The sequence below is a fragment of the Streptomyces sp. NPDC085944 genome (genome assembly GCF_040686295.1).
GTDB classification, from domain to species: domain Bacteria; phylum Actinomycetota; class Actinomycetes; order Streptomycetales; family Streptomycetaceae; genus Streptomyces; species Streptomyces salinarius.
On record NZ_JBFBJX010000010.1, the window covers coordinates 41,179 to 53,410 of the forward strand.

The window sequence follows — 12,232 nt, forward strand, 5'->3', positions numbered from 1 at the left end:
GGGGTGATCGCAAGGGCGGTCACCCCTTACCGGTCACAGCCGGGCGCGGGTCGCCTCCAACAGGCGCACGACCGACTCGTCGGCCACGTCCGCGACCTCGGCGTACGGAAACCAGCGCAGGTCGAGGGACTCGTCGCTGATCGCCTCCACGGCCCCCTCGGGAGCCAGGGCCGCGTACTGGACGTCGAGGTGCCAGGCACAGGGCGTGTGGTGGCGGTCCAGCCGCACGGGGCCGCCGGGGAGCAGCGTCAGACCGGCGATGCCGGACTCCTCCGTGGCCTCGCGCAGGGCCGCCCGGGCCAGCGTCTCGTCGACCGGTTCACAGTGGCCGCCCATCTGCAGCCACATGCGCAGCTTCTTGTGCAGGGTGAGCAGGACCCGTCCGTGCGAGGGGTCGATCACCAGAGCGCTCGCGGTGACGTGCCCGTCCGCGCACGCCTTCCACATGCCGTCCGGGTGCGTCGCGAGATGGTCCAGGTAGACCTGGCGCAACTCGTCCTGGCCCTCGTATCCCTTCAGGACCAGGACCGCGTCGTCGTGGAGGCTCACTCGCCCTCGTCGCCCTTGGCCTCGCCCCGGCCGTCGTCCCCGGTCCCGTCCTGGTCCTTCTTCTTCAGGTCGGGCTTGCCCGCCGCCTCGCCGAGCATCTTGTCCAGCTCGGAGAAGTCGAGCTGCTCACGGTGCACGAAGCCGTCCGGGTCGTCCAGGTCGGTCGCGGTCGGCAGCATGTCCGGGTGTGCCCACAGACCGTCCCGGCCGTCGACACCGTGCGCGTCCGTCAGGGACGCCCACAGGCGGGAGGCGTCGCGCAGCCGGCGCGGGCGCAGCTCCAGGCCGATCAGCGTGGCGAAGGTCTGCTCCGCGGGACCGCCCGAGGCGCGTCGGCGGCGCAGCGTCTCGCGCAGCGCGTCGGCGGAGGACAGCCGCGGCTTGGCGGCTGCGTGCACCACCGCGTCCACCCAGCCCTCGACCAGCGCCAGGGCCGTCTCCAGACGGGCCAGGGCCGCCTTCTGCTCCGGGGTGTCCTCCGGCTGGAACATGCCCTGCTGGAGGGCCTCCTGCAGCTGCTCCGGATTCTGCGGGTCGAACTGGCCGACCACGTCCTCCAGCTTGGCCGTGTCCACCTTGATGCCCCGCGCGTAGCCGTCGACGGCACCGAACAGGTGCGAGCGCAGCCACGGCACGTGCGCGAAGAGGCGCTGGTGGGCGGCCTCGCGCAGGGCGAGATACAGCCGGACCTCCTCCTGCGGCACGCCGAGGTCCTTGCCGAACGACTCGATGTTCGCCGGCAGCAGCGCGGCCTTGCCCGCCGGGCCCAGCGGAAGGCCCACGTCGGTCGAGCCGACGACCTCGCCGGCGAGCACGCCGACGGCCTGTCCGATCTGGGTGCCGAACATGGCGCCGCCCATGGACCGCATCATGCCGATGAGCGGGCCGGCCATGGCCTGCATCTCCTCCGGCAGCACGTCGCCCATGGCGTTGCCGACGCGCTCGGCGACCGGGTCGACCAGCTCGCGCCAGGCGGGCAGGGTCGCCTCGACCCACTCCGCGCGGCTCCACGCCACGGCGGTGCCCGCGCCCGAGGGCAGAGCGGTGGCGTCGTCCAGCCACAGGTCGGCCAGGCGTACGGCCTCCTGAACGGCATTGCGCTCGGCGGGGCCGACGCTGGCGTCCTTGCGGCCGTCCGGGGTGCCCTGGGAGACCGTCTGGCGGGCGATCTGCTTGGCCATGTCCCAGTTCACCGGGCCGCCCTCGTAGGAGAGCATCTGGCCCAGCTGCTGGAACGCGGCGCCCAGGTCGTTGGGGTTCATGGAACCGAACATGGCAGCGAACGGGTTGTCCGCGCCGGGGCCGCCCAGGCCTCCGGCTCCGGACATCCCGAAACCGAACGGGTTGGCCGGTCCCTGACCACCGCCGCTCTGCTGGTCCTTCTTCTTGCCCTCGTCGCCGTCGTCCGGCTCCTCCGGCGGAAGGCCGAATCCGAATGGGGTGTCACTCACGGGGTTCCTCGGCTGGTAGGGCCGCCGGTTCTTTCCGGCGGCACGGCTGCCCGACTTCACCACCCAGCGTAGACACCCGAAGCCGATCGGGCCTCGGTGCTTCGCCGACTGACGGCCTGCGGCAGGATGGATGCCACCTGGTACGCACGCGTCGCTCGCGCTCGTACTGAAGACAACCTCTGGAGACGCCCGGTGAGTTCCCCAGACCCGCAGGTTCGCGCAGCGCGAAACCAGTCAACCAGTTCCGCCCGGTCCGGCGCGCGCGGACCCGTCGTAGCGGTCACCGGTGCCGCGTCCGGGGTCGGGGCGCTGCTCACCGAGCGGCTCGCCGCGTCCGACGAGGTCAGACAGGTTGTGGCCATAGACGAACGACGTGGTGGGTGCGAGGCGGCCGAGTGGCAGATCCTGGACGTACGGGACCCCGCCATCGCCGAGAAACTCCGAGGTGCGGACGTTGTGGTGCACCTGGCGCTCGACCTCGACCTGGAGACCGACGCGGCCGCCCGTACGGCTTACAACGTCCGGGGGACCCAGACCGTGCTGACCGCCGCCGCGGCGGCCGGTGTGCACCGGGTCGTGCTGTGCACCTCCGCGATGGTCTACGGCGCCCTCCCGGACAACGAGCTGCCGCTGTCCGAGGACGCCGAACTGCGCGCCACGGCCGAGGCCACGGGCGTCGGGGACCTGCTGGAGATTGAGCGGCTCGCGCGGCGCGCACCGCGGGCGCACCCCGGCCTCAACGTCACGGTGGTCCGGCCCGCCGTGCTGGTCGGCGGCATGGACACCGCGCTGACCAGGTACTTCGAGTCGCCCCGGCTGCTGGTCGTGGCCGGGTCCCGGCCGGCCTGGCAGTTCTGCCACGTCGACGACCTGTGCAGCGCCCTGGAGTACGCCGTCCTGGAGAAGGCCGACGGCGAGCTGGCCGTCGGGTGCGACGGCTGGCTGGAGCAGGAGGAGGTCGAGGAGCTCAGCGGCATCCGGCGCATGGAGCTGCCCTCGGCGGTCGCGCTCGGCGCGGCGGCCCGGCTGCACCGGATCGGACTGACGCCCTCCCCGGCCGGGGACCTGGCCTACACGATGTACCCGTGGGTGGTGAGCGGCAGCCGCCTCCACGACGCCGGATGGCGGCCGAAGCACACGAACGAGGAGGTCCTGGCGGAACTGCTCGAGGAGGTCTCGGGGCGGCACACGGTCGCCGGCCGGCGTCTCGGGCGCAAGGACGCCACGGCGGCGGGTGCCGCGGGCGCGACGGTGGCACTGCTGGGCGCCGCCGCGGTGGTCCGCCGCGCGCGGAAGGCCCGGCGCCGCATCTGAGGCGGGCCCCGTCGGCCCCCTGCGGGCGGCCGCTGTAGGAGGCTCCAACGCCGCACGTGCGCGTGCCGGGCGATCACGCTATTCCACGCCGTACGCGGCGTGGGGCACGATGGACGCATGGCAACCACGAACGACCACCCCGGCGAGCGGGCCGCAGCCGACCCCGTCAAGCTGATCGGCATCCGTGACACGCCCCTGTCCGTGGACGAGGTCTTCGGCGCGGTCGGGGACGACGCGTCGGGTGGTACCGCGCTGTTCGTGGGGACCGTGCGCAACCACGACGGGGGCACCGACGTCGACCGGCTCGGGTACTCGTGCCACCCGAGCGCCGAGGCCGAGATGCGGCGGGTCGCCGAGAAGGTCGTCGCGGAGTACCCCGTACGGGCGCTCGCGGCGCTGCACCGTGTGGGCGACCTGGAGATCGGCGACCTCGCGGTGGTCGTCGCCGTGTCCTGCCCGCACCGGGGCGAGGCCTTCGACGCCTGCCGGAAGCTGATCGACGACCTCAAGCACGAGGTGCCGATCTGGAAGCACCAGACGTTCTCCGACGGAACCGAGGAATGGGTGGGCGCGTAGCGCTTTCGCCGCCGTCACCTCCGGTTGCGTAACCCGCACCCCGGCGTGAGCGTTGTCACTGCGAATGGTTAATCTTCTGATCAGTCAGTCGCGGACACTCATGGGGTTGGGAGGTCGGCATGGCAGCGCTTGCCTGGTTGCTGATTCCGCTGGTGGCCGCTGTCGGTGCGGGCCTGTGGGGCAGTTGGGCCAACCGGACCCGCAAGGCACGGAGCGACGGCCCCGAGCTGGACGGGTACGCCCGCTTCCGTGAGGCGATGGAGAAGCCCCGCACGGGTGCCTGACGCCCGTCCGACGAGCGCCTGACGACCGCAGCCCTGACGGTGTTCCGACAGTCACGTCCCGTACTGTCGTGCCATGCCACGCCGCACCGCGACGATGCTCGCCTCCACCCTGATGCTGATCGCGCTCCTGTGCGCGGGTGTTTTCATCCCCGTGCCCTACTCGGAGATGTCCCCCGGGCCGACGGTGAACACGCTCGGGGACCACGACGGCGAGCCGGTGCTGCAGATCTCCGGTCGCAAGACCTATGAGGCGAGCGGTCATCTGAACATGACCACCGTCCGGGTCACCAGCGCCGAGTACAAGATGAACCTCGTGGAGGCCGTCTACGGCTGGCTGGCGCACGACAACAGCGTGGTGCCGCACGAGACCCTCTACCCGGACGGCAAGACCGAGGAAGAGGCCACCCAGGAGAACGCGGAGGAGTTCAGCCACTCCCAGGAGACCGCGAAGGTCGCTGCCCTGAAGGCGCTGGACATCCCGGTGAAGTCCTGGGTGGTCGTCTCCACCGTGGTCAAGGACTCACCGGCGCAGGGCAGGCTGCACGCCGGGGACGTGATCAAGGCCGTGGACGGCACGACCGTGAACAAGCCCGCGGACGTCGCCGAGCTGGTGACCAAGCACGAGCCGGGCGAGGACACCGTCTTCACGGTCGTGCCCGCCAAGGAGCAGGCCGCCGCGGAGAAGGAGGGCCGGACGGCGACGAAGACGCAGCAGGTCACGATCACCACCGAGACCTCCGAGGACGCCGGCGAGAAGCGCGCCATCGTAGGGATCTCCGCCGGGACCGATCACACCTTCCCGTTCGAGATCGACATCAAGCTGGCCGACGTCGGCGGCCCGAGCGCCGGCCTCATGTTCGCCCTCGGCATCTACGACAAGCTCACCCCGGGCGACCTCACCGGCGGCAAGTTCGTCGCCGGCACCGGGACGATCGAAGACAACGGCAAGGTGGGCCCGATCGGCGGCATCGGCCTGAAGACCATCGGCGCGCACGACAAGGGCGCCCAGTACTTCCTGACCCCCGCGGACAACTGCGCGGCGGCGGCCGAGGACACCCCCGACGGGCTCACCCTGGTGAAGGTCGACACCATCGACGACGCCCTCGGCGCGCTGAAGGACATCCGCTCGGGGAAGACCGCCGACCTGCCGAAGTGCACCGAGGGGTAGTCCTCCCGGCACAGGCGTCCGGCAGCCCGGCGTCCGGGGGCCTACTCCGCGAAGGTCGCCGTCAGCGCCTCGGCCAGACCCGGCACCAGGTCGGAGCCCGTCAGGACCTCCGTCGCGGTGTCCTTCTCCCGCAGCCGCAGGGCCGAGTCGCGGGCGCCGTCCCGCAGCACCGCGACCGTCATGCGGACCTCCTGACGGTCCGGGTGCTCCGCCACCCACTGGGCGAGCTTCTTGTCGTTCAGGCCCTGGGGCACCTGGGCCTCGGCGGAGGGCGGCAGCATCAGGCGCTCCACGGCGAGCGCACAGCCGACCACGGCATCGGGCCAGGCGATGGTGCCCAGGAACTCGTCGAGCGCCTGGTCCGTTGGAATTTCGTCCTGCTCGATCGGGGTGAGGCCGGAGGACTCCGTCTCGTCCCGCAGACCGAGCCGGTCCGCGAGGGAGGGCTGGTCGGCCTTCAGTCGTGCGGTGTCGACAAGTGCGAAGAGGCGTGCGGGCTGGTCCCAGCCGAGGCCGGAGACGTACTCGTCGATCTCGAGTACGGCCCGGGTGAGGGGGCTCGCTGCCATGGGGGTGTTGGACATGGTCACAATCCTGCCTCGTTCATGGCCGGAATCGGGAACCGAGTAAACGATGAGTAAGTTGCATAAGTGTGGGCCCGCGATCACGGGGGCGCACGGGGGGCCCGCGAACCCGAGGGCCTGACGGATCAACAGCGAACTTCGAGGTGCGCACCTTGGCTTTCCAGATGCCGGACCGCGGCGGAGGCCCCCCGACGGGGCCGCGGATCAGAGTGGGCCGCCCGTCCCGGCGTGTCCGAACCCTGCTGCTGACACTTGGTGTCCTCGCCGTGCTGCTCATGGCGTTCACCATGTTCGCGGGATTCTGGACGGACTGGCTCTGGTACCGGTCGGTCAACTACTCGTCGGTCTTCACCACGACCCTGTGGACCAAGATCGGTCTCTTCCTCGTCTTCGGCCTGCTGATGGCGCTCGCCGTCGGGTTCAACATCTGGTTGGCCCACCGCCTGCGGCCGCCGCTGAGCGCCATGTCGATGGAGCAGCAGAATCTCGACCGGTACCGGATGGGCATCGCCCCGTACAAGAAGTGGCTGCTGCTCGGCATCACCGCCCTGGTCGGCCTGATCGCCGGCGCCTCGGCCTCCGGCCAGTGGCGGACCTGGCTGATGTGGGTCAACGGCGTGCCCTTCGGCCAGAAGGACCCCCAGTTCAAGCTGGACGTCTCCTTCTACGCCTTCGACCTGCCCTGGTACCGGTTCCTGCTCGGCTTCGGCTTCGCAGCCGTGATCATCTCCGTGATCGCCGCCGCGCTCACCCACTACCTGTACGGCGGGCTCCGCGTCACGAGTCCGGGCGCGCGCGCCACGGCCGCCGCCACCGGGCACCTGTCGGTGCTCATCGGCGTCTTCGTCGCCCTCAAGGCGGTCGCCTACTGGCTCGACCGGTACGGCCTCGCGGTGAAGTCCAGCGACTTCAAGGCGACCGACAACTGGACGGGCCTCAGGTACGTCGACGCCAACGCCTACCTGCCGGCCAAGACGATCCTGTTCTGCATCGCGGTCATCTGCGCGCTGCTGTTCTTCGCCACCCTGTGGCGGCGCACCTGGCAGCTGCCCGTGATCGGCTTCGGCCTGATGGTGCTCTCCGCGATCCTCATCGGCGGCCTGTACCCGGCGCTGGTCCAGAAGTTCCAGGTCCAGCCCAACGAGCAGGCCAAGGAGGCGCCGTACGTCGAGAAGAACCTCGCGGCCACGCGCGAGGCGTACGGCATCGAGGGCACTCAGGTCAGCGAGTACCCGGGCAAGAGCCAGACCACGGACAAGACCAAGCTCCGGGACGACGTGAACGATGCGGCGTCCATCCGCATCATGGACCCGAACGTCATCTCGCCGACCTTCCAGCAGCTCCAGCAGATGCGTAACTACTACGCGTTCCCGACCAACCTGGACGTCGACCGCTATTCCAAGGACGGCAAGGACCAGGACACGGTCATCGGGCTGCGCGAGCTGAACCTGGCGGGCATCCCGAAGAAGAACTGGATCAACAACCACTTCCGCTACACGCACGGCTACGGTGTGGTCGCGGCCAAGGGAACGGCGGTCGACTCCGAGGGGCGTCCGGTCTTCACCGAGTCCAACCTGCCCTCCGAGGGCGACCTCGGGAAGTACGAGCAGCGGATCTACTACGGCGAGAAGACCACCACCTACTCGATCGTCGGCGGTCCCCAGAAGGAGATCGACTACTCCGACGACACCGGGGAGAAGACGTTCAGCTACAAGGGCGACGGCGGCATCGACCTGTCCAACCCGGTCAACCGGGCGGCGTACGCGGCCGCGTTCAGCGAGCCGCAGATCCTCTACTCCGGTGCGATCGGCGACGGTTCGCGAATCCTGTACAACCGCACGCCCAAGGAGCGCGTCGAGGCGGTGGCCCCGTGGCTGACCATCGACGGCGACGCCTACCCGGCGGTGGTGGACGGCCGCATCCAGTGGATCGTCGACGCCTACACCACGACCAACGGCTATCCGTACGCCTCACGGACGACGCTCGGCGACACCACGGCCGACTCGCTGACCGCGAACAACAACTCGCGCGCGGTGGTGGCCCAGCAGAACCAGGTCAACTACATCCGCAACTCCGTGAAGGCGACCGTCGACGCGTACAGCGGTGACGTGAAGCTGTACGAGTGGGACACCCAGGACCCGGTCCTGAAGACCTGGAAGAAGGCGTTCCCGGGCACGGTGAAGGACAAGAGCGAGATCTCCAAGGAGCTGATGGCGCACCTGCGCTATCCGCAGGATCTCTTCAAGGTCCAGCGCGAGCTGCTCACCCGTTACCACGTGAAGGACGCCAACACGTTCCTCAGCGGCAGCGAGGTGTGGCAGGTGCCGGACGACCCGACCAACAAGTCGGGCGACGCCGTGCCGCCGTACTACCTGAGCATGAAGATGCCCGACCAGAAGGCCCAGGCGTTCTCGCTGACGACGACGTTCACACCCAACGGGCGTGACAACCTCAGTGCGTTCATGGCGGTCGACGCCGAGGCGGGCACGAGCGACTACGGCAAGATCAGAATCCTGAAACTGCCGACGAGTACGACCGTCAACGGGCCGAAACAGGTCCAGAGCCAGTTGAACTCCGAGCAGGACATCGCCGAGACCATCAGGCTGCTGAGAGGCGGCGACTCGGAGGTGGAGTACGGCAACCTGCTGACGGTGCCGCTCGACGGCGGGCTGTTGTACGTCGAACCCGTCTACGTGCGCGGTGGTGACCTCAAGTACCCCTTGTTGCGCAAGGTCCTGGTGAGTTACGGGGGCAACACCGCCTTCGAGAACACGCTCGACGCAGCCCTCAACAAGGTCTTCGGAGCCCAGGCCGCCGAGAACGAACAGCCACCGGCTGACGAGGGCGACGACGACACCACCCAGCCGCCGCCGCCGTCGTCCACCAACCCGACGGTCCGGGAAGCGCTGAGCGATGCGCAGAAGGCCTTCGACGCCGGGCAGAAGGCCCTGGAGCAGAAGGACCTGGCCGCGTACGCCAAGGCGCAGGAGGACCTGGAGAAGGCGCTCCAGCGGGCCGAGGACGCACAGGCCAAGGCCGACCAGAGCGCCGGTGACAAGAACGGCGACAAGGACACCGCCGACGAGAACGGCGGGGACAAGACCGGGGGCGACAAGCCCAGTCCGGACGCGACCCCGACCGGTGACGCCGGCGGAGGGTCGGACACCGGCTGACCGCCCGCCTCGCGTCTGGCGTTCGCGTCTGGCGTTCAGGCTGGTCAAAGCCCATTCCGCGCCGTGCTAGGGTTGTGCACACAACGGCGCGGGGTGGAGCAGCTCGGTAGCTCGCTGGGCTCATAACCCAGAGGTCGCAGGTTCAAATCCTGTCCCCGCTACTGACGTCGTGAGCTGATGGCGAACGACCACGAAGGCCCGGATTCCCACAAGGAGTCCGGGCCTTCGTGATGTGCGAACGCATGTACCGGCGGACACGACGGCCGCGCCGCCAAGGGGAGTTGGGCAGATCCGTGTTTGACTTGTCTCCCTGTGGGCATGTCGACAAAACGCTGAAGTGACCTCACTGACTGCGGTATACCGGATGTACCGAGGTTGCGGGTGGTGCGACGATGAACGTTATGGGGGACATGGCAAATCTGTTCGGGACGGGGCGTTTTGCGCAGCCGTCCGGTCAGCCGTCGGATCGGGAGGAGGCCGCGGACGAGGCTCAGGAAGCCGCCGACGAGGCCGCCGAGGAAGTGCGTCTGCGGCTCGCCGTCGACGGCGGTGACGTCGAGGCGATGAGCGTGCTCGGCGCGCTGCTGCTGCGCCGCGGGGACTTCGACGGAGCCGAGTCCCACCTGCGTGCCGCCACCGCGGCCGGTGACCGGGCCGCCGCCAACAACCTGGGCGTCCTGCTGCACCAGCGGGGGTACGCCGACGAGGCCGCCGGATGGTGGCGCATCGCCGCCGTCGCCGGATCCGCCGCCGCCGCGCATGCGCTGGGCCGGCACTTCCGCGAACGGGGGGACGAGCCCGCCGCCGAGTACTGGCTGTGCCAGTCGGCCGAGCAGGGCCATGTGCTCGGCGCCTACGCGCTCGCCGACCTGCTGGAGCACCGCGGCGACGGCACCGGGTCCGCGCGCTGGATGCGGGTCGCCGCCGAGCATGGGCACCGGGAAGCGGCGTACCGGCTGGCGCGGACGCTGGACCGGCGGGCCGGGCGGCGCGACGGCGGTGACGACAAGGCGGCCGCCCTGGCCGCCGACGAGGCCGAGCAGTGGTACCGGCAGGCCGCCGCACGCGGCCACCGGAGGGGCGCACTGCACCTCGGGACGATCCTGGAGAAGCGCGGCGAGCTCAAGGAGGCCGGTCGCTGGTACCTCACGTCCGCCAAGGACGGCGAGGCCCGCGCCGCCTGTGCGCTGGGCTTCCTGCTGCGCGACGCCGGGGACACGGAGAGCGCCGCCGTGTGGTGGCTGCGTGCCGCCCAGGACGGCGACGGCAACGCCGCCAACGCCCTCGGCGCGCTGCACGCCGAGCGCGGCGAGACCCAGACCGCGGAACGCTGGTACCGGGCCGCGATGGACGCCGGCGACGACAACGGCGCCTACAACCTCGGCCTGCTCTGCGCCGAGCAGGGGCGCACCACGCAGGCCGAGCAGTGGTACCGGCGGGCCGCGTACGCCGGACACCGGGAGGCCTCCAACGCGCTGGCCATCCTGCTGCTGCGAGCCGGGGACGAGGCCGGTGCCGAGCCCTGGTTCTCCAAGGCCGCCGAGGCGGGCAGCGTCGACGCCGCCTTCAACCTCGGGATCCTGCACGCCGGGCGGAGCGAGGAGCGGGCGGCGCTGCGCTGGTACGAGCGGGCGGCGGCGGCCGGGCACACCGAGGCCGCGCTCCAGGTCGGGATGGCCCGGCTGCGCGGCGGGGACGAGCGCGAGGCGGAGCGGTTCCTGCGCTGTGCGGCGGGGGGTGGCAGCGCGGAGGCGGCGTACCGGCTGGCGACGGTGCTGGACGCGCGCCGGCCGCCCGCGCCCGCGCACGAACTGGGTGAGCCGGCGCAGGAGAAGTCCGAGTGCGAGGAGTGGTACGAGCGGGCCGCGTCCCAGGGGCACCGGCGGGCCCAGGTGCGGGTCGGGATGCTCGCCGCGGCGCGGGGCGACGTGGTGGAAGCCGCGCGGTGGTACCGGCAGGCGGCGGAGGCCGGGTCGCGGAACGGGGCGTTCAACCTGGGGCTGCTGCTGGCCCGTGAGGGCAGCGAGCCGGAGGCCGTGGTGTGGTGGCGCCGGGCGGCCGATGCCGGGCACGGGCGGGCGGCGCTGCGGCTGGCGCTGGTGTTCGCGCGGCGCGGGGAGCTGGCGGAGGGGCAGCGGTGGGCGGACCTCGCGGTGTCGCTGGGGCCGGCGGAGGTGGGGGAGCGGGCGGCGCGGTTGCGGGACGCGTTGCGGCAGGAACTGTCGGCGTGACGCGTGACGCGTGACGCGTGACGCGTCACGCTGGGCTGAGCTGGGCGCCGTTTTGTAGGTGCCCGGCGTTGGAGTGGGTCGCGGGTGGGTGCGCGGCCCGGCGCTGGCGGGGTGCCTCCCCCAGAACGGCCTGGGAGGTACCCCCAGCGCCCACCCGTGCCGCCCCAACGGCACGACTGCCCGCAGCTACGACGGCATGCGACTGGCCGTAGTTCCTGCAAACGCGCCTGGGGCCGGAATCCGTTTGGATTCCGGCCCCAGGACTTCAGTAGCGGGGACAGGATTTGAACCTGCGACCTCTGGGTTATGAGCCCAGCGAGCTACCGAGCTGCTCCACCCCGCGTCGGTGAATGGAACACTACGTCAAGGCGAAGACAAGAAGCAAATCCGCGCTCACGCCGCCGCGCAGTTCGGGCAGGTGCCGCGGTACGTGACCTCGACCTCCGAGACCGTGAAGCCGAAGCGCTCGGAGTCGGGGAGGTCGGCCAGTGGGTTGCCGGTCGGGTGGACGTCGCGGATCGCACCGCACTGGGCGCAGACCAGGTGGTGGTGCGGCCGGTGGGCGTTCGGGTCGTAGCGCTTGGCGCGCTTGTCCGTCGCGACCTCCAGCACCTCGCCGAGGGAGACCAGCTCGCCCAGGGTGTTGTAGACCGTCGCCCGGGAGATCTCGGGGAGCTTGTGCACGGCTCGGGAGTGCACCTCGTCGGCCGTCAGGTGGACGTGTTCGCCGTCGAGGACCTCGGCCACTACGCGACGCTGCGCGGTCATGCGCCATCCGCGACCACGCAGCCGTTCCAGAAGGTCACTCATACCGACCAGCCTAACAGCAAGGGGGACCAGGTCCCGAACGGGTGTGACTTTGGAGTCCTGCTTGACTTAGACACTGTCCATTATAGGATCGG

The 12,232-nt window shown here is 70.5% G+C and carries 10 protein-coding genes and 2 tRNA genes; 7 read left to right on the forward strand and 5 right to left on the reverse strand.

Annotated elements, in window-relative coordinates; all coding sequences use genetic code 11:
* Positions 1-33 precede the first annotated feature (33 nt).
* A complete protein-coding gene (locus AB0P07_RS20620; RefSeq protein WP_365552538.1) occupies positions 34-549 on the reverse strand; it encodes an NUDIX hydrolase in 516 nt (171 codons plus the stop codon).
* Positions 546-2,000 (reverse strand): zinc-dependent metalloprotease, encoded by a 1,455-nt coding sequence (locus AB0P07_RS20625; RefSeq protein WP_365552540.1) that lies wholly within the window; start codon positions 1,998-2,000, stop codon positions 546-548. The genes AB0P07_RS20620 and AB0P07_RS20625 overlap by 4 nt, the downstream gene beginning before the upstream one ends.
* A 192-nt stretch (positions 2,001-2,192) precedes the next feature.
* On the opposite strand from AB0P07_RS20625, the gene AB0P07_RS20630 reads away from it, so the two are divergent.
* From AB0P07_RS20630 to AB0P07_RS20645, 4 genes are all read left to right on the forward strand, one after another.
* Positions 2,193-3,314, forward strand: coding sequence for an SDR family oxidoreductase (locus AB0P07_RS20630; protein WP_365552542.1), 1,122 nt, complete (start codon positions 2,193-2,195; stop codon positions 3,312-3,314).
* Between the two features lie 117 nt (positions 3,315-3,431).
* A complete protein-coding gene (locus AB0P07_RS20635) occupies positions 3,432-3,890 on the forward strand; it encodes a molybdenum cofactor biosynthesis protein MoaE (RefSeq protein WP_365552544.1) in 459 nt (152 codons plus the stop codon).
* A 119-nt stretch (positions 3,891-4,009) separates the two neighbouring features.
* Positions 4,010-4,174, forward strand: a complete 165-nt coding sequence (locus tag AB0P07_RS20640; protein WP_007444545.1) for a hypothetical protein — start codon at positions 4,010-4,012, stop codon at positions 4,172-4,174.
* Positions 4,175-4,247: 73 nt separating this feature from the next.
* Complete coding sequence (locus AB0P07_RS20645; protein ID WP_365552546.1) at positions 4,248-5,342, forward strand: PDZ domain-containing protein; 1,095 nt, start codon at positions 4,248-4,250, stop codon at positions 5,340-5,342.
* A gap of 41 nt (positions 5,343-5,383) precedes the next feature.
* Here the strand turns inward: AB0P07_RS20645 and AB0P07_RS20650 are convergent, their stop codons facing one another.
* The gene (locus AB0P07_RS20650; RefSeq protein WP_365552548.1) at positions 5,384-5,926 is read right to left on the reverse strand and encodes a PPA1309 family protein; all 543 of its coding nucleotides are present in this window, start codon (positions 5,924-5,926) and stop codon (positions 5,384-5,386) included.
* A gap of 164 nt (positions 5,927-6,090) precedes the next feature.
* Here AB0P07_RS20650 and AB0P07_RS20655 point away from each other — a divergent pair, with 164 nt between their 5' ends.
* From AB0P07_RS20655 to AB0P07_RS20665, 3 genes are all read left to right on the forward strand, one after another.
* Entirely contained in the window at positions 6,091-9,099 is a 3,009-nt protein-coding gene (locus tag AB0P07_RS20655) for a UPF0182 family protein (protein WP_365552922.1), read from the forward strand.
* A gap of 87 nt (positions 9,100-9,186) precedes the next feature.
* Positions 9,187-9,260, forward strand: a tRNA-Met gene (locus tag AB0P07_RS20660).
* A 240-nt stretch (positions 9,261-9,500) separates the two neighbouring features.
* A complete protein-coding gene (locus tag AB0P07_RS20665) occupies positions 9,501-11,330 on the forward strand; it encodes a sel1 repeat family protein (protein WP_365552550.1) in 1,830 nt (609 codons plus the stop codon).
* A gap of 269 nt (positions 11,331-11,599) precedes the next feature.
* On the opposite strand, the gene AB0P07_RS20670 is transcribed toward AB0P07_RS20665, so the two are convergent.
* A tRNA-Met gene (locus tag AB0P07_RS20670) sits at positions 11,600-11,673 on the reverse strand.
* A 50-nt stretch (positions 11,674-11,723) separates the two neighbouring features.
* Positions 11,724-12,140: a Fur family transcriptional regulator gene (locus AB0P07_RS20675; protein WP_365552552.1), complete on the reverse strand. Its 417-nt coding sequence runs from the start codon at positions 12,138-12,140 to the stop codon at positions 11,724-11,726.
* Between the last annotated feature and the right edge of the window lie 92 nt (positions 12,141-12,232).